The following is a 23,501-nucleotide window of genomic DNA, read 5'->3' as shown; positions in this document are numbered from 1 at the left end:
GCGAATGTTGGCATTTTACTGCAACATAAATTTTTACAAGGGGGTATGCATGCAATCAAACGCAGCATTGGAATACGATTATTCCGTAGCGAAATTGTTTACTTATACAGCAATTTTGTTTGGATTTTTAGGTATGTTAATTGGTACGCTTATCGCGGCCCAACTCGCATTCCCGGAACTTAACTACTTATTGGGTGAATATGGTACATTCTCAAGATTGAGACCAGTACACACAACAGTGGTTATCTATGGCTTTACGGTAAGTGGTGTTTTCGCTACATTCTACTATTCGGCACAGAGAGTATTGAAAGTTTCTATGGCTGAATCCAAATTCATCATGTTTATAGCAAAACTTCAATTTTGGATTTATCTGGTAGGTGCTTTAGTCGCGACCATCTCATTGCTTTTGGGAATTACGCAAAACAAAGAGTATGCACAGTATGAGTGGCCAATTGACTTGGTGATCGTTGTTATCTGGGTATTATGGGGTATCGCAATGTTCGGTCTGATCGGAATCAGAAGAGAAAAAGCACTCTATATTTCTATGTGGTATTTCATCGCATGTTTCCTCGGTGTGGCAATGCTTTATCTTTTCAACAACATGGCTGTACCGACTTATTTTGTAGCCGGTGTAGGTAGTGCAATGCATTCAGTTTCTATGTATGCAGGAACGAATGATGCATTGGTTCAATGGTGGTGGGGACACAATGCGGTTGCATTTGTATTTACTGTGCCTATCGTTGCGATGATCTACTACTTCCTTCCAAAAGAGTCTGGTCAGGCAGTTTATTCCTATAAACTTTCTCTTCTTTCTTTCTGGGGTCTTATGTTCGTTTACCTTTGGGCCGGTTCACACCACCTTCTATGGTCAACAGTTCCAGACTGGATGCAGACAATGGGATCAGTATTCTCAGTAGTACTTATTCTCCCATCTTGGGGTTCAGCGATCAACATGCTCCTCACCATGAAAGGTGAGTGGAATCAGTTGACTGAAAACCCACTGATCAAGTTCATGGTATTGGCATCTACATTCTATATGTTGTCAACACTCGAAGGACCTATCCAGGCGGTCAAATCAGTTAACGCGATTGCGCACTTCACTGACTGGATCCCTGGACACGTTCACGATGGTGTCCTTGGTTGGGTTGCATTCATGATCATGGCTGCACTCTTCCACATGGCTCCAAGAATGTTCAAAAGAGAGATATATTCTAAAAAACTTATTGAAGCACAATTCTGGATCCAGACGACAGCCGTTGTTCTTTACTTTACATCCATGTGGATCGCAGGTATCACACAGGGTATGATGTGGAGAGCGGTTGATGAATATGGTAACCTGATGTATTCATTCATCGATACGGTAACTGTACTTCACCCTTACTATGCGATTAGAGCGTTGGCCGGTGTACTTTATGTAACTGGTTTCGTAATGTTCGCTTACAATATGATTAAAACTATGACTTCTTCAAGAGAGCTTTCTGAAGAACCACAGTTCAGATCACCTATGGCATAAGGAGGTAGGTTATGTTTCATTGGTTAGAGAAAAATCCGTTCTTCTTCGCAGTAGGAGTATTTTTGGTTATCGCATTTGCAGGACTCATCGAGATCCTGCCAAACTTTGCAGAGGCTGCAAGACCGGTAGATGGACTCCGTCCCTATACGGTACTTGAGCTTGCAGGTAAAGAGGTCTATAAAAAAGACAACTGTATTGCTTGTCATTCACAGTTGATTCGTCCGTTCAAAGCGGAAACAGACAGATATGGTCAGTATTCACTCTCTGGTGAGTATGCCTATGATAGACCGTTCCTTTGGGGCTCGAAGAGAACTGGTCCGGACCTTCACCGTGTAGGTAACTATAGAACGACAGATTGGCATGAAAACCATATGTGGGAACCGACATCGGTAGTACCTGGTTCGATTATGCCGGCATATAAACATCAGTTTACAAATGCAGCTGATATTGCAACAGCCTATGCTGAAGCTGTTACGGTAAAAAATGTATTTAATACACCATATGGTGATGATATACAGCCTGGTAAAGCAGCATTTGAAGCCTATAAACCAAAAATATTGGCTGAAGCGCAGAAGATCGCTGACAATATGAAGAACAAAGATGTTAAAGATGCAGTTGCTGCAGGAAAAGTACCTGAAGTCGTTGCGCTGATAGCATATCTTAACAGTTTGGGAACAAGCCGTTATGAGGCGAAAAAGTAAACTGAATGGACATTAGAGAACTTCAGGGCTATGCCAGTTTCTTTATGACCATTTTCCTGGTCGTGGCATTGTACGGGTATATTGTTTACCTCTATAGAAGTGAAAAGAAAGGTGAGAAGGATTATGAAAAATTAGGGAATATCGCTCTCGATGACGAGATCGATAGTACCCCGGTCAATTCAAGTAATCCTTCTCCTGACGAAAAAAAAGGAGCGAAATAAATGAATGGGTTAGTGATAAAAGCATTGGCTTTTGCAGCGATACTGATTGTAGCTACATTGGTCGTTGTAAAGCAGATGAATATCGATTTGAGTGATCCGATCAATGCGATCACCATGATAGGAGCAATTTTGATTGCAACACTATCTTTCGGGGTAGCTGCAAAATATATTGCACAGATGAAAACAGATACAGCAAGTGGTGAACTTGCTGAAGAGAACTGGGACGGTATCGGTGAGTATAAAAACGAACTTCCTTCCGGTTGGGCATATTCATTTCTGGGTACATTGATCTGGGCAATGTGGTACTGGACAATGGGTTATCCAGTCAATGCCTTCAGTCAGATCGGTATGTGGAATGCAGAGGTAAAGGCTTATAACAAGAAATTTGAAGAAGTGCATAAAAATGCAGATGCGGCAACGCTTCAGCAAATGGGTGAATCCATCTTCCTCGTACAGTGTGCGCCGTGCCACGGAACAACCGGTGACGGACTTTCAGGTAAAGCACAGGATTTCGGAAGCAGAATGAGCAAAGAGCAGATTCTCTATACGATCAAGAATGGTTCAAACCAGCTTGGCTACCAGATGGGTGCGATGCCACCTATGATGGCACAGGGGAAAGATGCTGAAGAGATCGCAGTATGGATATCCGGCGGCATGAAGGGGAAACAGCCTGCAGCATTTGCAGCATGTGCATCCTGTCATGGACCGGATGGTAAAGGTATGAACGGTATGGCACCGAACCTTGCAGAATATGACAACACGATCGTAGAACATGTCGTCAAGAATGGTAAAAAAGGTGCACTTGGTAAAATGCCTGCATTCCATGACAGAATGACGCCGGTACAGGTGAAAGCACTTGCTACATACATCCGATCGATCAAAGGAGAATAAGATGACAGAAAATACAAATAGATCCGTATTCGGCCTTAGTGGTGTGACAGGGATGTTGATCGCAACGGTACTCCTTTTGGGTATCCTTGCTTTTCTTACAACCTGGGGTATAGGGGTACAGCAGCACTCCGCGACTAATCCTTATGATCCTACACCGATCACAAGTAATTTAGACAATATCAAAGAGATCAGTAAAGACAATGCGCAATTTGCATTCAAAGATGCTAAGTAATTCATAAAAGGATAAAAAATGATTACAATTATGGATAAAGTTCTCGGTTGGGGTATGGTTATTACAGCTATTTATACTGCTTGGGCAGTACTTACACCAAACCACCTGTATGTAGGTTAATATATGTTCAAAGTTCAAGTAAGGTTCTCCTTGCTTGCTTTGTTACTTCCTCTTCTTCTTAATGCAACACATATTCTAAAAGATGACATTCTAAATCCTAAAGCTTCAAAACTGGTTGAAGATATGGCAGGTGAACTGCTGCAAAAAACAGGGATAAATGGTTATGTGGTCGCAACGAACGAACACTTTCCCGAAAGATTCAATCTTGTTGCATACAGTAAGAAGTATGAAGCTAATATGAGCAAGCCCTATGTAATGTTAATATTCGCTCCCAAGGCGAAGATCACACAAAAGTCAGAAGAGACAGGGCGTGTAGCATTGATACCGTCTGATAAAACGATAGCTGACCTCTATGACAAGAATGATGTCATAGATGCTACGATAGATATCGTTGCAACCAAAGATAAAAACAGCAATAAAGACAAATATAATATTGGAATAGTACAGGGATTTTCTGAGCTTGCTGACCAGATTGCGGATAGTAAGCATGTAGAAATGAAAAGTACTATGCCAAATGAAACACGATATATTATCAGGGTATTGCAGGTACTGGTCAGTATCGGCGCTATACTTGTTTTCTGGATGTTCCTGTTTAGACCGATATGGATGAGGATAAAAAATGGTAAAAGAGAATAAAGAGAAGACTTACTGGCCTCATATGATAGTAGGCTTTCTACTCATAGGGATCACCCTTGGATATTGGACAGTGAAGCATGCCACCTCGCTTCCTGTACAGGAAGAGAACGAGTATATGCTCAAATACCAGAAGGCCGATATGAATATCAATGAAATTCTTGAAAAACAGAAAGCCTTCGATAAAAAGTACAAGATCATTATCTCAGATGTTGAAATGCTTCCAGTGAAGAAAAACGAGGTGCTTCATAGAAAGCAGAAGTCACAGGTAAAACTTGCCAAAGGTGAAAACACTTTTTCCTATGAAGTAGTTAATGTAAAAAATGCAGATGTACCCGATGCCAATGTGAGCTTTCTTCTGACGCGTCCGCATACCAAAGTGGATGATATTATGATAGAGACAGTTCCTTTTTCAGACGGAAAGTACAGAGTAACGGTTTCTGTTGAAAAACCGGGACGCTACGTGCTCCGCATTAGAGCCAGGATCGGTGATGCTGTCGGCTATTCCGATACACCGGCTTATCTCAAGCCCTAATGTCAAAAAATGGCAGGCACTTGCCTGCCATACAAAGATACAGGTTTTCTCTGACAATTTGACATATTTTCAGCTTTTATAGTCACTCTGTGATATACTTTTCCCCATGAACCAATTACATATCTACCCTACTTCCAGAGCTTTGAGAACCGTAAGCCAGTCATTGAAAAACTGTGATGGATTCCTCCCGACACTGATGCGGATGGATGAGTTTGAAAAACGGGCAGTACTTGTGGAAGAAAGAACACAGGCCGATCCCCTTCAACGTATACTTTTTCTTAAAGAAGCTTCACGCTTCGACAGTTTTAAAACATTGAAGGTCAATCGTGACCTGGTACGTTTTTTCAGTAAAAGTGACGCACTTTTCAAGTTCTTTGAGGAACTTTCTGCCGAGCATGTGGATTATGATACTTTGGTCCAGGCAGATGCCTATGCGGAATTTGACAAACACCTTGAAACATTGGAACAGTTGCAAAGGCGCTACAAAGAGCTGCTTGAGGCAAAGGGCCTGACAGATCGGATGTTCATTCCACAGTGTTACACTCTAAATGAAGGCTTTGTCAAAGGATATGAGAGGATAGAGATATTTCTTGAAGGATATCTGAGCCGTTTTGAACTTGAACTGTTGGAGAAGATGGCGAAACATACACAGCTGATCATCCATTATACAACCAGCACTTTCAACCAGAAGATGTTGGAGCGTTTTGAAGCCTTTGATATTGAACTGCAGCCCAACAGGGAAGTGACTTTCGATCTTGGAAGCAGACGTATTTTGAGCGACCATCCCGATACGCTGTCCATAGAAGCTTCTGTCTACAGTGTTGAGGAGCGTGATGAACAGGTTGCTCTGGCCTTTATGAAGATCGAAGAGATGGTACAGTCGGGTATTTCCCCGGAAGAGATCGTCCTGATCCTGCCCGATGAAGAATTCAAAAAACACTTTATGCTCTTTGATACACATAACAATCTGAACTTTGCTATGGGGTACGATTATGCAAACGGACGTATCTACCGGTCGCTGGATGCACTGTATCGCTACTGGCAGCGGCATGACAGGGAAAGTGTCAGTCTGATAGAACGTTATGGTCTTCTGAAAGAGAAGATCGACAGTGTCAGTAAGACAGCACAGACAGGTGTGGAAAACTTTTTTGGATTCCTGGAGGAAATTGATCTGCTGGATGCAGAAAAACAGGAACGGGTAGAGGAGAAGTATCGGCATTTTCTTACGCTTTTCCGGGATGCAACACTCACCTATAAAGAATGGCTTTTTCTCTGGCTCAAAACACTCTCGAAGATCACTCTGGATGATGTACGCGGAGGGAAGGTGACAGTCCTGGGAGTGCTGGAGACAAGGGGTGTCTCATTCAAAGGTGTGGTGATCGTGGATTTCAATGAAGGTACGGTACCGGCATCATCAAGTAAAGACATGTTCCTCAATTCGACGGTACGGACCTTTGCCGGGCTGCCGACGCGACAGGACAGGGAAGCACTTCAGAAACAGTATTACAACCGTCTGCTGCAACAGGCAGAGAGTGCTGCCATCATTTACAGCAGTTCCGAGAGCAATCTGCCTTCAAAGTTTCTCTACGAGTTGGGTTTAGGCAAGGCCGAACGGCCCAAGGTACCACTTAGCCTCCTTTACGGCCATCCTTCGCAACTCAAAGCAGAGGAAGCCCCCGTCGTTGAAGCATTCGATGCGACTGCCCAGACCTGGTCGGCTTCGAGACTGAAGGCCTGGCTGGAATGCAAGCGTAAATACTACTACCGCTATATCAAAAACATCAAGGCCAAAGAAGAGGATGAGCTTAATGAAGGTGCTTTTCTTCATACCCTGTTGGAGCAGCTTTACAAAGAACAGGGCTGTTATGCAAGTGAAAAGGAGCTGACAAAGAGACTCCATGCGCTAATGGATGAGTTGCTGCCGGAGGAGGATGCAAAGAACCGTTACAGAAAACTGCTCTGGAGAGAAAAGCTCAAAGGTTTCGCACAAAAAGAAATAGATCATTTCAAGGCAGAATGGCGTGTAGTGGAGAGAGAGCTTGAAGTCCTTGGCGAGATCGGCGGCTTGAAGTTCAAAGGACGTATTGACCGTATTGACCAGAATGCAACCGATACACTGGTGCTCGACTATAAAAGTGGAAGGGTGGAAAAAGAGCCCAAAAAACTCAATCCTGAAAAGATCAGTGATTTTCAGATGAGTATCTACCGCCAACTGCTCCAAAACAGATATCAGAATATCTCTCTGGCTTTCGTCAAGATACTGGAAAAAGGAGAGAAACAACAGGTCACTCTGCTCGAAGAGAGAAACGCCCTTTTAGCAGAACATATCATCGACTTAAAGCAGACAAAAAGTTTTGTGGCAGAAAAATGTGATGACCTGCAGAAATGTACCTACTGTGAATTCGCCCTAATGTGTGAAAGGGGGGAGTATCTATGAGTTTTAAACCTTTTTTGGCCTATTCGGCATCCGCGGGAAGCGGTAAGACCTTTGCGCTCTCTGTACGCTACATCTCTCTGCTTTTTATGGGAGAGCCTGCAGGAAGCATACTGGCAGCGACCTTTACGAACAAGGCGGCAGCGGAGATGCGGCAGCGTGTGGTGGATTCACTGCGTCACCTTGGGGAGAACAAGGCGTTCCTCGATGCCATTGCGATAGAGACAGGGATGAGCAGGGACGTACTGTTCCAGAAACAGCCGGAAGTCTTGAAACGATTTCTTTCCTCTACATCCCATATTGTGACACTGGACAGTTTTTTCTCGAAGATCCTGCGTTCCGCCTCTCTGGAACTTGGACTTGAACCCGATTTTGTGACCAAGGAACAGCCCAAGGAAGAGCTGGAGAAACATTTTCTGGATGAAGTAGATGCAAATGGTATGCTTTCCGATCTGGTGAAACTGGCCATGGACATTGAAGATAAACGCTTCAAGAAGATATTTGACCTGATGCAGAACTTCTACAAGGTCGATCCGCTGCTTCCTGCCCAGTCGGAAGTGACACTCTCCATAAGCAAAGAGGAAGAGGCCTGTGAAATACTGCGTCTGGAAATGCTCAAGGCACTCGAAAATGCCGGTGCGCCTGATCGTTGTCTGAAGCAGTTCGATACCAAAAACACTAAAGAGCTGTTCAGCAAAAAGCTGTTTGAGAAGGAGACGCTGGGTGAGCATTCCTGGTACAAAAAAATAGCTAATGGGGAGATCGAAGCTGTTTATGCCGCACTCAAACAGAGGCTGCTGCACTGGGCAAAAGCCAAAGAAATGGTTGTACTGCATCATCTCTTCAGGATCTATGATTATTACAAAAATGCAACGATCACGAATGCAAGGAATTCGGGGGTGCTTACCTTTGATGACCTGAGCTATTTTACCTACCGGCTTTTGCAGGAAATGCCTTCGAGTGAGTTCCTGTACTTCAAGATCGATGCAAAGTTCAGACATATTCTTCTCGATGAATTTCAGGATACCTCTACACTGCAGTTCCTGCTGCTCAAACCGCTTATCGACGAGATTTTTTCCGGACAGGGGCAGAGTGATTTCAAGTCCTTCTTCTATGTGGGAGATACCAAGCAGTCATTGTACCGTTTTCGTGGTGGGGAGGAAGAGCTCTTTGACAAGATCGCCCAGAGATATGGTGTGCAGATCGAACAGATGGACACCAACTACCGAAGCAGCAGGTATGTAGTGGAACAGGTAAACCTCTGGTTCAAAGATACGATGGAGGGCTACGTGCCCCAAAAAAGCAAAACGGATGCAAGTGAGGGGTATGTAGAAGTCTTTGAGTCCGAAGAGATCATTGACGATGCAGTTGCGCAGGCACAGCGTCTTCTGGAACTTGGGATCGACGTAGATGACATAGCATTCCTGGTCAGTACCAACAAGGATGGGCAGAATCTGCAGGAAGCCTGTGAAAAAGAGGGTATTCATACACTGCTGAAAACTTCCTCCTCTTTGAAGAATGTACCGAAGGTCGCTGCGCTGGTCGCTATGGTCTCCTACCTCTTCGGCGGGGAGAAGATCGATGCGGAAGCGATGCTCCTGAAGGTAGGCAAAAGCTTCGATGAGGTCGATCTTTCCTGGTTCTCTGTTTTTATGAGCCCGTTGCAGATCGTGGACAGGCTGATACGGGAATTCGGCTACTTCGACAATGACCGCAATATGCTCAAACTATTGGAGTTCGCCTCATCGTTTTCGGATATCCCTACATTTTTGGATGAGTTCAGAACCTCGAGTATCTCTGTGGCGGCCCACTCCATTCATGGTGCGAATATCATGACGATCCATGGTTCAAAAGGGCTGGAGTTTGAATATGTGATCGTGCTGGACAAGCTGACGCGTCCCAACAGTGATAAAGCCCCGCTTATCTTCCATTACAATGATGATCTCCATATTGACCAGATACTCTACAGAACACAGAACAGGGAACACTTCGATGACAACTATGCAAGGATTATGGAGGAGAGAAGGGCTTCTTCTCTCAAGGATAGAAAAAATGTGCTCTATGTGGCATTGACCCGTGCGGTGGAGGGATTGATCGTTATCAAGAAGCCGGAAGGGTCCATTTTCGATGAGATCAATATCTCTCCGATAAAGATCGGAGAGATAATCGTTAAGTGTTCAACATTGGGTGTCCAGGAAGAGAAGAGCAGGGAGAACGAAGTAGTATCGGTGACTATTTCTGATTACGGTACACAGGAAATTGGTACGAAAGAGGATGAGGAAGAGAAAGATTACGAAGCGATCCTTTTTGGTACGGCACTGCACTACACGCTGGAGATCATGGGAGAGTTTGATGAGCAAAGCCTGAAATTCGCCCTAGTCTCTGTAAGGAACCGTTACGGACAGCTTTTGGGCCATGAAGGTTTGGCCCAGATCGAAAAACGGGTCAAAGCACTGATAGAAAATGAAGCATTTCAGGACTTTTTGAAGGATGCCCGGATCATGAAAGAGCAGTCGCTCTCTTTTGAAGGGGAACTGAAACAGATCGACCTGCTTCTGGAATATGACGACCATATGCTGGTGATCGATTACAAGAGTTCGAAGAAGTATACCATAAAGCATCAGACTCAGGTCAATTACTATAAAAGAGCGATCGAAAAAATTGCAGAAAAACCGACTGAGGGAATGATCATTTATCTTTTGGAAGATAAAATCGAGATAGTAAACTTAAAATAATCTTAATTTAAATAAATTTTAAGATTAAGTGGGTACAATCCGTCCACAAAAAGATTTGCTTTGCAGATTTTTATCTAAAACAAGGACAACCATCATGAAAATGACAAAGGTACTAAAACCTGCTGAAGTAACACGTGACTGGGTTTTGATCGATGCTGAAGGTAAAACTTTCGGTCGTATCCTGACTGAAGTAGCAACTCTTCTCAGAGGTAAACACAAGCCATCATTTACACCGAATGTAGACTGTGGTGATTACGTAGTGATCATCAATGCGGAAAAAGCGAAATTTACAGGTGTCAAACTTGAGGATAAAGAGTATTTCACTCACTCAGGCTACTTTGGTTCAACCAAAAGTAAAAAACTGGGCGATATGCTTGAGAACCACACAGAGAAACTTTACAAGCTTGCTGTAAGAGGTATGCTGCCAAAGACGACTCTTGGTAGACAAATGCTTAAAAAACTGAAAGTATATGCCGGTGCCGAGCACCCACATACTGCACAAATCAACAAGGAAGCGTAATCATGGCGACTATTTATGCAACAGGAAAAAGAAAAGCGGCTATCGCTAAAGTTTGGTTGACACCAGGTAACGGTGAAATGCTAATTAACGGTAAGACACTTGACCAATGGTTGGGTGGACACGAAACACTTAAAATGAAAGTAAGACTTCCTCTTGAAGCGACTAAGCAGCTTGAGTCTATGAATGTAAAAGCAACTACACTCGGTGGTGGTTACTCTGCACAGGCAGATGCATTGAAGCACGGTATCACCAAAGCATTGGTTGAATTCGAGCCGTCTTTCAGAACGATCTTGAAGCCTATGGGTCTTCTTACTCGTGACTCAAGAGTCGTTGAGCGTAAGAAACCAGGTAAGAAAAAAGCGAGAAGATCTCCACAGTTCTCAAAAAGATAATCGGTACTTTCCGTTATCTCTTCTGTTCAGGCCCTTCGGGTTTGGCAGAAACTCCTTCTATCTATTCCCTACCCATTTAAATTTCATCTTAAATTATGTTAGTATACGAACTTCTGTTTACTTTTTTTAGAAAAAAATAAACAAAAAAGCGTCACTTCGCAAGTGCACTTCGATGCTTTCAGCGTGTTGCTACGCAATATGCACACTTTTGTATCGGCATGCCCAGTGCTCAGTGACAAAGTTGTTATGCAGTATGTATTTTATGAGGAGAGAATATGACCATATGGAAATATGAAGAGAGTAAAGAGACGCATCGTTTGGTGAAGATATACAAAGAGGATCACGGTGAGGGTGAATATATGGGTGATCTGGATGAAGAAAGTATCAAGAAGATGATACTTGAGATCAAGCCTGATATAGATATCGTTCAGGCTTATGGTACACTGGCATATTTCGGTATGCTGCCGATATTGGTAATGAAGAAATCCTAGTAAGGATTAACCAGGAAGTAAGCGCCTATGGCAAAAGCGAGGGCTGCAACACTGCGTTTGATTATCACGCCTATGTTATTCCCTATCTGACAGGAGCTGCATTGTTTGTATTTTTTGGCTTCGTACTGCGCATAGAAGAAAAAGCCTATCATCAACACAATGATGAGTGGGAATACGATCTTGTCAAAGGTATAGATGTTCTCTACGGTCTCTTTTGAAAATTTGAAAAGTGGCGTGAGGAGAGAGAGTCCCATAAAGAAGAGCAGCTTGTCTGTAAAGCTGACAAAATAGTCTTTTCTTGAGAAAGTAGGACAGACATCGTCAGTCTGAGGCATGAGCCCTTTCCCTGCCAGAGCATCGAGTATCTTCTCTCTGGTGTTTTTGTCTACCTTGTCGAGTATGTTTCCACCAAAGGTAATATCTATCTTTCTCTGCAGTATCGCAGCAAGTTCTCTGTCTTCGATGTCTTCGTAATGTACCTTTCCGTTTCGGTCTTCATACACCAGTTTTATCTTCCCGTAACGAGGGATGGTGACCGTTACATCCGGGTAATGGATGCTGCTCTCTTCAGAGTCGAAAAGGTCTTCATTCTTGATGATACGCGGATTGATATATTCGTGATACTCCTCACCCTCTTTGATAAGAATAATGTTGTAGGGATAGGCAATCTGCATAGCAGCCATAGCTTTGATGTCATGTGCCAGCATTGTATCGCGCATATCTTCCAATACGTCCCAGAGCGTTTGGTTGAAAGAACGTACATCCGTTGAGGTGCAGTTCATCCTGTCGTCGGGGTAGATAACCAGTTTTTGTACCATAGTGTCTTCTTTTTCTTTATTGTGAAACAGAATGGAAATTGAAATTCTATTTTAAAATAAGGAAAGTCTAGATATCCGCACTCCCTAAAAAAGAGGAGTGCGAATAGAAGATTAGCCGTGGCTTTTTCTAACAACGATGATCATTTTGATATTGATCGCGATAAATCTGAGAAATTGCCAGATAAGGCATGTTCTCATAAATTTTACAAAACCTGTTGGTACCATAGTTGTAAAGTTCTGGTCATAAGGTTTAACTGTTTCTTCAATTCTTTGCATGTCTTTCCTTTTTATTAATTTATCTTTTGGTATCCAAACATTGTCAGGACACCATTTTTCTCGTATAAAGCTTTAAGCCTTTTTTACTCTGGGATGAGAGTCCAGCCTGGCTTGAGTTTTGCTTTATAGATGAACAGGTGATGCAGGATATGCTTGATCCAGTGCCCTGCAAGTCCGATCTCACCAAAGGTATAGTCAAGGTCACGTCCAAGTCCCGGATATTTCTCGAAGTCAGGAACGACAGGATAAACGGTCAATGCTGCAGCCGTACCGTCTGTAAGACCTTTACCTGCAGATGCAACACACGCTGCACCCATTTCCGCCATGGAGGCTTCATGAAGGTGTGCGTCAGGACCTTTTTTGATCAGGTCACATACGGAGTGTGCTACATTTTTACCGATGATACCTGAAGGCATACCTGTTCTTGGCGGTGTCGGGTTGATCGGTGTACCGTTCACTGATGACATCGGCTTGGAGATCAGGTGCGGAGGTGCGAATGCAATACCGCATGCGAACATATTTGAATATGTCGGATTCTGATACGTTCTTGGCCAGTCAGACGCTTTCCAGTTCTCGTAGGCACCGGCATCATACTTTGCATCAACTTTCATGAAGCCGTTCGGTGCGAAGATCGTGTCAGTGATGTCTGAACCGTCTTTATCGTATGCTTTGAGCCCCACACCTGCAAATGGCGGAATGAGCATTGCAAAATCGAACTCTTCTTCTCCGGTCGAACCATCAAGAAGTTCGTAGTGTGCCTTTCCTGCTTCAACTTTAGAGACATGTGCTCCAATGATCCAAGGGATCCCTCTCTCAGAGTAGAGTGATTCGGCGAAAAGTCTTGAAGAGGCAGCATAACCCCCACGTTTCATGTGTAGACCACCGATACCGAAGTCACCGAGGAATGATTCGTTGGAGATCCACTTGATCTCAAGGTTGTCTCTGACGCCTGCTTTGTTCGCTTCGTGCTCGATGTTGAAGATATATTCGAACGCGGCACCCTGACAGGTACACATACCGTGACCGGTACCGACAAGAATTTTCTGCTTCTCTGTTTTTGCCTTTTCGAAGACCTTCTTGAGCTCAAGGTTCGCATGTACCGCATGGTCGGCAGTACAGACAGAAACAGTGTGACCTTCATCCAAACCAGGTGTTGCACCGAAGTTCAGTTTTGGACCTGTAGCATTGATGAGGTAATCATAAGTAATTTCTTCGGTCTGTCCCTCTTTGCCCTGTCCTGTATATTCGATCGTGATATACTCTTTGTCACTCTTCTCTCCACCGTTTGGATGAATGGAAACTGCTTTTGCCTGTCTGAAATCGATACCTGCTTTTTCATACACGGGTGCCAAAGGGAAGACAACTTCCTCCTTGGTCATTTGACCTACACCTACCCATATATTTGATGGAATCCAGTTCCATTGTGAATTTGGAGTTACAACCACTACTTCGTGCTCGTCACCCAGCCAATCTTTTGCAAATGTTGCAGCAGTGTGTCCTGAGACGCCACCACCCATAACTACTAATCGTGCCATATCCTTCCTTCTTAATTAATTTTTAGACAATTATATTTTAGGCCAAGCTCATTTAAAACTAAATTAAACTTTACAATTCAATTATGATTATAATCAGTTATTATGGTTTAAATTATGTTCAGTGAAAAAAAATGATTTTTTCACTGAACTACTGATCTTATTCATCAAATAAACTGATGAAATAAGGAGTTATTGTACCCTATTTAATTTTGTATATCATTCTATAGAAAAATATGCTAAAATCCTTCACTATTTACTATATTATTGAAGGAATGATTTTTACGAATGTATAGGTACTTTTTTTCTCTTCTGTTACTGTTGGGTTTTTCTATATCATTGCAGAGTGCCGTCTGGAATAGCCCCCACGAAGTGAATAAAGTGAAAAGTAATATACTCTTTTCCGCTTTTTCCCTGCCGCCCAAACGTCTTGACCCCGTTATCTCCTATAATGCCAACGAATGGGCCTTCATCGGACAGATCTATGAACCGCCTTTGCAGTACAATTATCTGAAACGTCCCTATGAACTTGAACCGTTGACATTGACCAAAATGCCTCTGGTGCATTACCTGGATGCGAACGGTACAGAGGTGGATGAGAACAGCAGCAGTGTCGCATTTACAGAATATACATTGACTTTGAGAAAAAATATCCGTTATCAGGACCATCCCGCTTTTGTCAAAAATGAAAAAGGGGAACTGCTCTATGGCCATCTGGATGAAAAAGCATTGGCATCCATCGACTCTCTAAAAGATTTCAAAAAGCAGTCAACACGCAGGCTCAAAGCAGAAGATTATGCCTATGCCATCAAACGGATGGCTGTCAGGCAGAACCACTCCCCCATACTTGATACGATGACAGAATATATCACCGGACTGGATACCTTTTCCGAAAAGATCAGCAAAATCGCTCAAGAGAAAAAGGAGAAAGAGGAACGGCTGGACCTTAGACCTTACCATATAGAAGGTGTCCGTGTCGCCGATGACAACACGCTGGTCATCACGATTAAGGGACGCTATCCGCAATTTCTCTATTGGCTTTCTATGAACTTTTTCGCCCCTATCCCCTGGGAGGCTGATCTTTTCTATCAGCAAAAGGGGCTCATTGCCAAAAACATGACTCTTAACTGGTATCCTGTGGGTACGGGAGCCTATTATCTGGCCGAGAACAATCCCAACAGAGTGATGCGGCTCAAAGCCAATCCCAATTTTCATGAGGAGCGCTACCCGGCATTGGATAAAGAATCGGCCAAAGCTGAAGGTATCGATGTATCGCTGCTCAAAGATGCAGGGAAAAAACTCCCTTTCATCGATGAAATTATCTATTCGCTTGAAAAAGAGAATATCCCTCTGTGGAACAAGTTTCTACAGGGATATTATGATGCTTCAGGCATTTCCTCGGAAGCCTTTGACCAGGCAGTACAGATTTCCGCTTCGGGTACTATGGGCCTGAGCGAGGAGATGAGAAAAAAAGGGATAGAACTGAAGGGCTCCGTACAGCCTTCCATCTTCTATATGGCATTCAATATGGTTGATCCTGTGGTAGGAGGTTACTCCGAATCTGCCAGAAAACTGCGTCAGGCGATCAGTATCGCGCAGAATCAGGAAGAGTATATCTCCATTTTCATGAATGAACGCGGTATCCCGGCACAGGGACCCATTCCTCCCGGTATTTTCGGATATGAAGAAGGTGAAGCGGGGACCAACAAGGTGGTCTATGACTGGAAAGAGGGCAAAAGGGTCAGAAAGCCGCTTTCTGTAGCCAAAAGATTGTTGGCCGAGGCGGGCTATCCCGGAGGCATTTCCTCAAAGACAGGCAAACAGCTGAAACTCTTTTATGATTCGACGGCTACAGGTCCGGATGACCGGGCACTGATGGACTGGAGGCGCAAGCAGTTTGCCAAACTGGGGATCCAGCTGGTGATCCGTGCTACGGACTATAACCGTTTTCAGGACAAGATCAGAAAAGGAAAAACGCAGATATTCTCCTGGGGATGGAATGCGGACTACCCCGACCCGGAAAACTTTCTTTTTTTATTGTATGGAGGCAATGCTTCGGTCGATACTAACGGGGCGGGGATCAACAGTTCCAACTACAAGAATCCTGAATTTGACAGCCTTTTCAATGAGATTAAAACAATGAAGAATACGCCTGAGAGAAAAGTGAAGATAGAGAAGATGGTTCAGATCGCCAGAGAGGATGCCCCCTGGGTCTGGGGTTTTCACCCCAAGTCGCTTGCACTCTCACATCAGTGGTTCCGGAATGTGCTGCCCAATGCCATGGCGAACAATACGTTAAAATACAAAAAGATCGATGCAGCGCTCAGAGCCAAAAAACAGCAGGAGTGGAACCAGCCGGTGATCCTGCCTCTGGTACTGCTCATTGTCTTTGTGCTGCTGATGGCCTGGCTGCTCTATCGTGCCTATAACAACCGACAGAAAACTGTGATAAGAAAGAGGAGGAAGTAGATGCTGGCCTATATTTTGCGTAGAATATTGTACGCCATACCGATCCTGATCGGGGTGAACCTCATTACCTTCGTACTCTTTTTCATGATCAACAGCCCTGATGATATGGCGCGGGCACAGCTCGGTGCCAAACAGGTTACACCACAGATGATAGAGGCATGGAAAGTGGAAAAGGGATATGACAAACCGCTTTTTCTCAATCCGAAAGCTGCAGGTGTCGAAAAGATCAGTGACACGCTTTTTATGCAGGAGTCTCTGAAACTCTTCGCCTTTGATTTTGGTTTTTCAGATGCCAACCGGGATATCGGTTCGGATATCAAAGAGCGTATGGGGCCGAGTCTTGCCATCGCCTTGCCTACTTTTTTCATTGCCCTGGTCACCAATATATCGCTGGCGCTTCTACTGGTGCTCTTCAGAGGATCTGTACTTGATACCAGTATGATGGTCATTGCCGTGATGATCATGTCGATCTCCGGACTCTTTTACATCATCGCCGGACAGGTACTTTTCTCCAAGGTCTGGCACTGGGTGCCTATATCTGGCTATGAACCGGGATGGAGTGCCGTCAAATTTGTGATCCTCCCTGTGCTTATAGGTGTGTTTGCAGGGATGGGAGCGGGTGTACGCTGGTACAGAAGTATCTTTCTGGAGCAGATGAATCAGGACTATGTCCGTACTGCAAGGGCCAAAGGGCTCTCAGAGATCTCCGTGCTTTTCAAACATGTGCTCAAGAACGGAATGCTGCCAATTCTGACTGGCGTTGTCGTGGTGATCCCCTCACTCTTCATGGGAAGTCTTGTCATGGAGTCCTTTTTCGGTATTCCCGGTCTTGGTTCCTACACCATCGATGCCATCAACTCACAGGATTTTGCCATCGTCAAAGCGATGGTCTTTCTGGGATCGGTACTCTACATTGTCGGACTGATCCTGACGGATATCTCCTATACGCTGTTCGATCCGAGGGTGAAGCTCTCATGAATCTGACACTGCTCTGGACCGATATTATGGTATGGATACTGATCTTTGCACTCATGGGGTGGGGATGGGTAGTCTCACGGTCGCCGCAGGTTAAAAAACAGTGGCGTACTATTTTCAGGTCACGTATTGCGATGGCATCTGCGATCGTCCTGCTTTTCTATCTCTCTTTCGCGCTGCTGGATTCGGTGCATATGCGCCATACAGTACAGGATAAGTCAGGACAGGGCGCTTCTGCGGAAGTGCACTACAAAGGTGAAATGGTCAGTCTGCTGGACCTTCTTTTTGCCCACACCATTGAACATACGGAACGTACCTACTCGGCACCGTTCGCCACGCACGAGTATGCCAAGTCCATCGTGGTGGATGAAAAGGACAATGTTACACGTCAGGCGTATCTGCCTTTAAAATATGTCAATATCCCTGCCGGAGAGTCTGAAACGGAGGATATCGTCCGGCGATCGCTGGGGGCGTTTGGGCTTGGTCTGTTTGCAAGTCTGATACTGGTCTTCCTGCATTTGTTATTGAAAGGAAAAGAACGCTTCAGTGAAAAAGTGCGTCATGTCTGGCGGGGAGAGACAGAACTTCCCTGGAGAACGGCATATCTTACTTTCCTGCTGCTGACCGTTACCTTCGTATGGCTCTATATACTGAGCTACCATTACCATGTTCTGGGTACGGATAAAGTGGGGGGAGATGTCTTTTATCAAAGTCTCAAAAGTATCCGTACCGGGGTGCTCATAGGCATACTGACCACACTGGTGATGCTGCCCGTCTCGATCGTTCTGGGAATTTCTGCGGGATTCTTCGGAGGCTGGATAGACGATGTTATACAGTATATCTATACCACGCTCAACTCCATTCCGGGTGTCCTGCTCATTGCTGCTGCCGTACTGGTGATGCAGGTGATGATGGACAATCATCCCCAGTGGTTCGAGACTACGCTGGAGCGTTCGGACCTCAGGTTGCTCTTTTTGATCATGATCCTGGGGGTAACAAGCTGGACAGGCCTGTGCCGTCTGCTGCGTGCCGAGACACTGAAGATTTCACAGGTAGAGTTTGTGACTGCTGCCAAAGCCTTTGGTGTGAGTAAATGGAAGATCATCTTCAGGCACATCATGCCCAACCTGATGCACATCATTCTCATCTCTGTGGTACTGGACTTCTCGGGACTGGTTCTGGCCGAAGCAGTACTCTCTTATGTAGGCGTCGGGGTGGATCCGACCATGTACAGCTGGGGAAATATGATCAACCAGGCCCGACTGGAGATGGCAAGAGAACCGATGGTGTGGTGGTTGCTCTTCTCGGCTTTCATTTTCATGTTCATTCTGGTTCTGGCGGCCAATCTGCTCTCCGACCGCGTACAGACCGTACTTGACCCGAGGAACAAGTCATGAGTACTATACTGAGTGTAGAAAACCTGAGTCTTGCTATAGCTAGAGAGCAGCTTTTGCGCTCTGTCAGCTTCGAGATCAAAGAGGGGGAGATCTTTGCATTGGTCGGAGAATCCGGTAGCGGGAAATCGCTGACCTCATTGGCCATTATGCGGCTGCTTCCTGACAGCATCAATGTAGGTACGGGAGATATCAGACTCAAAGAACATTCTCTTTTTGACATTACGGAGTCGCAGATGCAGAAGATCAGGGGCAAGTCCATAGCGATGATCTTTCAGGAGCCTATGTCTGCGCTCAACCCGGTGATGACAGTAGGAGAGCAGGTGGCTGAAGTGATCCGACTGCATCTGGGACTCACAAAAGAAGCGGTAAAAAAGAAAGTGATCTCCCTCTTTGATGAGGTGGGCATCAAAGACCCTTCAGAGCGTTATTACTGGTATCCGCATCAGCTATCCGGTGGGCAGAAACAGCGTGTAATGATCGCAATGGCACTGGCATGTGAACCTGATCTGCTGATCGCCGATGAACCTACAACAGCGCTGGATGTAACAATACAGGCACAGGTGCTCTCTTTGCTAAAGCAGATCAGGGAGAAGAGAAAACTTTCCATACTCTTCATTACCCATGACATGGGGGTAGTCGCACAGATGGCGGACAGGATCGCCGTAATGAAAGAGGGAGAGTTGCTTGAAACAGCACCCTGTGATACATTTTTTGAGCAGCCCAAACATCCCTATACGCAGCGGCTTCTGAAAGATGCCATTGCGATGCAGGCGAAAGAGACCGGAGAAGAAGGAGAAAAGACACTGCTTGAAGTCAAAGATCTCAAAGTCTATTTTCCGATCAAAAAAGGTCTCTTGCAGCGTACGGTCGGGTATGTCAAAGCCGTGGATGGTGTCAGCTTTGCCATACCCAAAGGCAAAACGCTTGCACTGGTAGGAGAATCGGGCAGCGGCAAGAGTACGATCGGCAAAGCCATTTTGCGTCTGCTGGATATCACAAAAGGGACCATAGCCTTCAGAGATGTGAATATTGCAGCATTGAATGAAGCGTCCCTGAAAGCCTACCGAAGTAAAATTCAGGTGGTTTTTCAGGATCCCTACTCGGCACTCAATCCCCGTATGACCATCGGTGAGATCATCCGTGAAGGGATGGTAAGCCTGAAGGTCGGCCCGAAAGAGAAAGAGGCTCAGGATATTCGTATAGGGGAACTGCTTGAAAAGGTAGGGTTGAAAAAAGAGTATACCGAGCGTTATCCGCATGAGTTCTCCGGGGGTCAACGACAGCGTATCGGTATTGCCAGAGCACTGGCGGTAGAACCTGAACTGATCATTTGTGATGAACCTACTTCTGCGCTGGATGTGACGGTAAGGTCACAGGTTCTTTCCCTGCTTAAAGAACTGCAGGATGACTTTGCTGTCTCCTACCTTTTCATCACCCATGATCTCTCCATCATTCCCTCCATTGCAGACGAAGTAGCTGTCATGCAGGAGGGCAAACTGGTAGAGCAGGGACCTGTGGATGAGGTGATGCATAACCCTCAGCACGAATACACACGTACACTGCTCAAAGCCGTACCCAAGCCACCACCTATACAAAAAGAGGAATCATGACAAAAGAGACCATTATATTATTTGACCTTGACGGAACCCTGATCGATTCGACTGAAGCGATCCTGGAAAGCTTTGCTGTTGCGTTCAAGCAGTTTGAGGAAGAAGTTCCTGAGGATGAACTGATCAAGGCGCAGATCGGGCACCCTCTGGACTGGATGTTCCTGAAGCTTGGGGTAGAAGAAGAGAAGATCTGGGACCATGTGGCAGCCTATAAGCAGCATTACCGAAAGATCAGCAAAGCCAAGACCGTACTGCTCCCCTCGGCCAAAGAGGCTGTAGAGAGGGCTTCGGAGTTTGCAATGCTCGGCGTGGTGACCACCAAGACGGCAGAGTACTCTATTGAGCTGCTCGAACATATGGGGTTGATGGACTATTTTGATGTACTCATAGGCCGAGAGAATGTGGAACATCCCAAGCCGCATCCTGAGCCTATCTATAAAGCGTTGGAGAGACTGCCGCATCCTCCAGAGGGGGAGATCTGGATGATCGGAGATACCTGTATGGACATGCACGCTGCAACATCAGCAAAGATTAAGGGCGTTGCTGTAAGCTGTGGATATGGTACTGTCGAACAGTTGTCGAAATGCAGTGACTTACTGTGTAAAAATTCGCTTGAAGCCGTTACTTTCATAGCAAAAAAATAGCATGAGATTAAAAATATTATAATTTCAACATGCTTTAAGAGTGTGAACATTACAATGATGGACATGTTACTATAGATTTAATAGGAGAGATTATGACTGAAATTAGATGGCACAGCCGTGCCGGTCAGGGTGCCGTGAGTGGTGCCAAGGGTCTGGGAGATGTTGTCGCGACAACAGGAAAAGAAGTACAGGCATTTGCACTTTACGGTTCAGCCAAAAGGGGAGCTGCCTTGAGGGCATACAACCGAATTGCCGATGAGCAGATCCTGAACCATGCAAAATTCATGCATCCTGACTATGTATTGGTCATCGACCCGGCATTGGCCTATACGGATACGATTACTGAACATGAGAAAGATGAAACAAAATATATCATTACAACACACCTCAGCAAAGAGGAACTGATCGCGGGTATTCCCGACCTTCAGGGGAAAGAAGACAGAGTATTTGTCGTCGACTGTATTCAGATCTCTCTTGATACCATTGGCAGATCCATGCCGAATTCACCGATGCTGGGTGCTTTTGTAAAAGTGTCAGGCATGTTTGAACTGGATTATTTTCTTGAAAATATGAAAAGAGTGCTTAAAAAATTCCCGCAAAAGATCATTGATGCGAATATGGAAGCAATAACCAGAGCATATAACGAAGTTAAATAAAGGGGAAGACAATGCAAGATTTACATTTATGTGCAACAGAAAAAAGAGGAAGCAAACAGCTTGGTGGTGAACATGTCGGTTGGGATGAAGTGACACAGGGTATTATTCTGACCTCTTTTGACGGAGATGCAACGGACATCGTTCATCAGAAAGCAGAGCAGAGACACTACTCAGACTTTAATTCATATGTAGCATCCGTTGCTTCATGGAGAGTGGAGAAGCCGGTATTTAACATCGATGTTTGTATCGATTGTCAGAATTGCTGGGTATGGTGTCCGGATACATCTATTATCTCCAGAGACAAGCAGATGCTGGGGATCGATTATGACCACTGTAAAGGATGTGGGGTATGTGTTGAAGTATGTCCGACAAACCCGAAATCACTTTTAATGTTCAGTGAGCAGTCAGGACTGGATGAAGCACTTGCTGCATGGCCGGAAAAAAAGAAAAAAGAAGAGAAGTAAGGAACTGTAATGGCAGAAAAATTTGATTTAAATGACAGAGAAGTCTGGGACGGGAATTATGCTGCTTCCCAGGCACTGAGACAGGCACAGGTCGATGTTGTCGCGGCGTATCCTATTACGCCTTCTACCCCAATCGTGGAAAATTACGGAGCTTATGTTGCGAACGGCTATATTGACGGTGAATATGTGATGGTCGAGTCTGAACATGCCGCAATGTCAGGGTGTGTAGGTGCATCTGCAGCAGGCGGACGTGTCGCTACGGCTACCTCTTCCCAGGGATTTGCCCTCATGGTCGAGGTATTGTATCAGGCATCCGGTATGAGACTTCCTATTGTACTCAATGTAGTCAACAGGGCTCTGGCTTCTCCGCTGAACGTACGTGGTGACCATGCCGATATGTATCTCGGCAGAGATTCCGGTTGGATCCAGATCGATGCATTCAATGCACAGGAAGCTTATGACCTGGCATTATGTGCATTTAAGATCGGTGAGGACCACTCAGTAAGACTTCCGGTCATGGTTCATCAGGACGGGTTCATCACTTCACATACGGCTCAGAATGTCTATCCGTTGACAGATGAGGCGGCATATAACTTCATCGGTGATTTTCAGCCGGTTGACGATCTGCTTGATTTCTCCAGACCTGTGACGTACGGTGCGCAGACGGAAGAAGACTGGCACTTTGAACATAAGGCAAAACAGCATAAAGCACTGATGGATTCACGCCCGGTTATCGATGAAGTATTTGCTGAATTTGAAAAACTGACAGGTAGAAAATACAACAGAGTCGAAAGCTATATGATGGAAGATGCAGATGTTGTGATCGTAGGTCTTGGTACAACGGTTGAAACTGCTGTCGTTGCAGCGGAAGAGTTGAGAGAAGAGGGTATCAAAGCTGGTGTAGTGGGTATCAGAGTATTCAGACCGTTCCCGTTCGATCAGGTAAGAGAAGCACTTAAAGGTGCCAAATCGATCGCTGTTATGGACAGGTCAAGCCCAGGCGGTGCAATGGGTGCATTCTTTAACGAAGTATCGGCAGCACTCTATACGACAGATACAAGACCACTGGTAACGAACTATATCTACGGTCTTGGCGGACGTGACTTCTCCATCGATGAAGCAAAGAGAATATTTAAAGAGCAGCAGGCAAATGCAGATGCTGGACATATTACAACAGATATCCAACAGTTCTCAGGACTTAGAGGTCCACACCTTGGGTATTTCCAAACACAAAGAGGTTAA

At 45.0% G+C, this 23,501-nt stretch carries 23 protein-coding genes; 20 read left to right on the top strand and 3 right to left on the bottom strand.

Annotated elements, in window-relative coordinates; genetic code table 11:
- The first annotated feature begins 49 nt into the window (after window positions 1-49).
- From ccoN to YH65_RS10110, 12 genes are all read left to right on the top strand, one after another.
- A complete protein-coding gene (gene ccoN / locus YH65_RS10165; protein WP_046551769.1) occupies window positions 50-1,513 on the top strand; it encodes a cytochrome-c oxidase, cbb3-type subunit I in 1,464 nt (487 codons plus the stop codon).
- 11 nt (window positions 1,514-1,524) lie between these two features.
- Window positions 1,525-2,214 (top strand): cytochrome-c oxidase, cbb3-type subunit II, encoded by a 690-nt coding sequence (gene ccoO / locus YH65_RS10160; protein ID WP_046551768.1) that lies wholly within the window; start codon window positions 1,525-1,527, stop codon window positions 2,212-2,214.
- A 5-nt stretch (window positions 2,215-2,219) separates the two neighbouring features.
- The gene (locus tag YH65_RS10155; RefSeq protein WP_046551767.1) at window positions 2,220-2,435 is read left to right on the top strand and encodes a cytochrome c oxidase, cbb3-type, CcoQ subunit; all 216 of its coding nucleotides are present in this window, start codon (window positions 2,220-2,222) and stop codon (window positions 2,433-2,435) included.
- Entirely contained in the window at window positions 2,436-3,326 is an 891-nt protein-coding gene (locus YH65_RS10150; protein WP_052746181.1) for a c-type cytochrome, read from the top strand.
- Between the two features lies 1 nt (window position 3,327).
- On the top strand, window positions 3,328-3,558 hold the full coding sequence (locus tag YH65_RS10145; RefSeq protein WP_046551766.1) for a DUF4006 family protein: 231 nt from the start codon (window positions 3,328-3,330) through the stop codon (window positions 3,556-3,558).
- A gap of 123 nt (window positions 3,559-3,681) precedes the next feature.
- Window positions 3,682-4,314, top strand: coding sequence for a hypothetical protein (locus YH65_RS10140; protein WP_046551765.1), 633 nt, complete (start codon window positions 3,682-3,684; stop codon window positions 4,312-4,314).
- Window positions 4,298-4,846, top strand: a complete 549-nt coding sequence (locus tag YH65_RS10135; protein ID WP_046551764.1) for a FixH family protein — start codon at window positions 4,298-4,300, stop codon at window positions 4,844-4,846. Before YH65_RS10140 ends, YH65_RS10135 begins: the two co-directional genes overlap by 17 nt.
- A 106-nt stretch (window positions 4,847-4,952) precedes the next feature.
- Window positions 4,953-7,283 carry a PD-(D/E)XK nuclease family protein gene (locus tag YH65_RS10130; protein ID WP_046551763.1) on the top strand — a complete coding sequence of 777 codons (2,331 nt, stop codon included), beginning with the start codon at window positions 4,953-4,955 and terminating at the stop codon, window positions 7,281-7,283.
- Window positions 7,280-10,015, top strand: coding sequence for a RecB-like helicase (locus tag YH65_RS10125; RefSeq protein ID WP_046551762.1), 2,736 nt, complete (start codon window positions 7,280-7,282; stop codon window positions 10,013-10,015). Before YH65_RS10130 ends, YH65_RS10125 begins: the two co-directional genes overlap by 4 nt.
- Window positions 10,016-10,115: 100 nt before the next feature.
- Window positions 10,116-10,535: a 50S ribosomal protein L13 gene (gene rplM, locus YH65_RS10120; protein ID WP_154806510.1), complete on the top strand. Its 420-nt coding sequence runs from the start codon at window positions 10,116-10,118 to the stop codon at window positions 10,533-10,535.
- Window positions 10,536-10,537: 2 nt separating this feature from the next.
- Complete coding sequence (rpsI, locus tag YH65_RS10115) at window positions 10,538-10,927, top strand: 30S ribosomal protein S9 (RefSeq protein WP_046551760.1); 390 nt, start codon at window positions 10,538-10,540, stop codon at window positions 10,925-10,927.
- Between the two features lie 275 nt (window positions 10,928-11,202).
- Window positions 11,203-11,418, top strand: coding sequence for a hypothetical protein (locus YH65_RS10110; protein ID WP_046551759.1), 216 nt, complete (start codon window positions 11,203-11,205; stop codon window positions 11,416-11,418).
- Here YH65_RS10110 and YH65_RS10105 read toward each other — a convergent pair.
- The 3 genes from YH65_RS10105 to YH65_RS10100 form a co-directional block, all read right to left on the bottom strand.
- Window positions 11,415-12,236, bottom strand: coding sequence for a peptide deformylase (locus YH65_RS10105; protein ID WP_046551758.1), 822 nt, complete (start codon window positions 12,234-12,236; stop codon window positions 11,415-11,417). The two genes, YH65_RS10110 and YH65_RS10105, sit on opposite strands and share 4 nt — an antisense overlap.
- Before the next feature lie 111 nt (window positions 12,237-12,347).
- Window positions 12,348-12,512 (bottom strand): hypothetical protein, encoded by a 165-nt coding sequence (locus YH65_RS11560; RefSeq protein ID WP_169745674.1) that lies wholly within the window; start codon window positions 12,510-12,512, stop codon window positions 12,348-12,350.
- Window positions 12,513-12,595: 83 nt separating this feature from the next.
- On the bottom strand, window positions 12,596-14,047 hold the full coding sequence (locus tag YH65_RS10100; RefSeq protein WP_046551757.1) for an NAD(P)/FAD-dependent oxidoreductase: 1,452 nt from the start codon (window positions 14,045-14,047) through the stop codon (window positions 12,596-12,598).
- Window positions 14,048-14,425: 378 nt separating this feature from the next.
- Between YH65_RS10100 and YH65_RS10095 the strand changes: the two genes are divergently transcribed.
- The 8 genes from YH65_RS10095 (at window position 14,426) to YH65_RS10060 (ending at window position 23,501) form a co-directional block, all read left to right on the top strand.
- Window positions 14,426-16,513, top strand: a complete 2,088-nt coding sequence (locus tag YH65_RS10095) for an ABC transporter substrate-binding protein (protein WP_245609197.1) — start codon at window positions 14,426-14,428, stop codon at window positions 16,511-16,513.
- A complete protein-coding gene (locus tag YH65_RS10090) occupies window positions 16,514-17,491 on the top strand; it encodes an ABC transporter permease (protein WP_046551755.1) in 978 nt (325 codons plus the stop codon).
- Complete coding sequence (locus tag YH65_RS10085; protein ID WP_046551754.1) at window positions 17,488-18,885, top strand: ABC transporter permease; 1,398 nt, start codon at window positions 17,488-17,490, stop codon at window positions 18,883-18,885. Before YH65_RS10090 ends, YH65_RS10085 begins: the two co-directional genes overlap by 4 nt.
- Window positions 18,882-20,495 (top strand): ABC transporter ATP-binding protein, encoded by a 1,614-nt coding sequence (locus YH65_RS10080; RefSeq protein WP_046551753.1) that lies wholly within the window; start codon window positions 18,882-18,884, stop codon window positions 20,493-20,495. Before YH65_RS10085 ends, YH65_RS10080 begins: the two co-directional genes overlap by 4 nt.
- Window positions 20,492-21,139: an HAD family hydrolase gene (locus YH65_RS10075; protein ID WP_046551752.1), complete on the top strand. Its 648-nt coding sequence runs from the start codon at window positions 20,492-20,494 to the stop codon at window positions 21,137-21,139. The genes YH65_RS10080 and YH65_RS10075 overlap by 4 nt, the downstream gene beginning before the upstream one ends.
- Before the next feature lie 92 nt (window positions 21,140-21,231).
- On the top strand, window positions 21,232-21,795 hold the full coding sequence (locus YH65_RS10070; RefSeq protein WP_046551751.1) for a pyruvate flavodoxin oxidoreductase subunit gamma: 564 nt from the start codon (window positions 21,232-21,234) through the stop codon (window positions 21,793-21,795).
- 11 nt (window positions 21,796-21,806) lie between these two features.
- Complete coding sequence (locus YH65_RS10065) at window positions 21,807-22,259, top strand: 4Fe-4S dicluster domain-containing protein (protein ID WP_084722069.1); 453 nt, start codon at window positions 21,807-21,809, stop codon at window positions 22,257-22,259.
- 9 nt (window positions 22,260-22,268) lie between these two features.
- Complete coding sequence (locus YH65_RS10060) at window positions 22,269-23,501, top strand: 2-oxoacid:ferredoxin oxidoreductase subunit alpha (protein WP_046551750.1); 1,233 nt, start codon at window positions 22,269-22,271, stop codon at window positions 23,499-23,501.

The sequence above is a fragment of the Sulfurovum lithotrophicum genome, from assembly GCF_000987835.1.
GTDB classification, from domain to species: Bacteria; Campylobacterota; Campylobacteria; order Campylobacterales; family Sulfurovaceae; genus Sulfurovum; species Sulfurovum lithotrophicum.
This window is presented reverse-complemented; position numbering and strand designations above follow the sequence as displayed.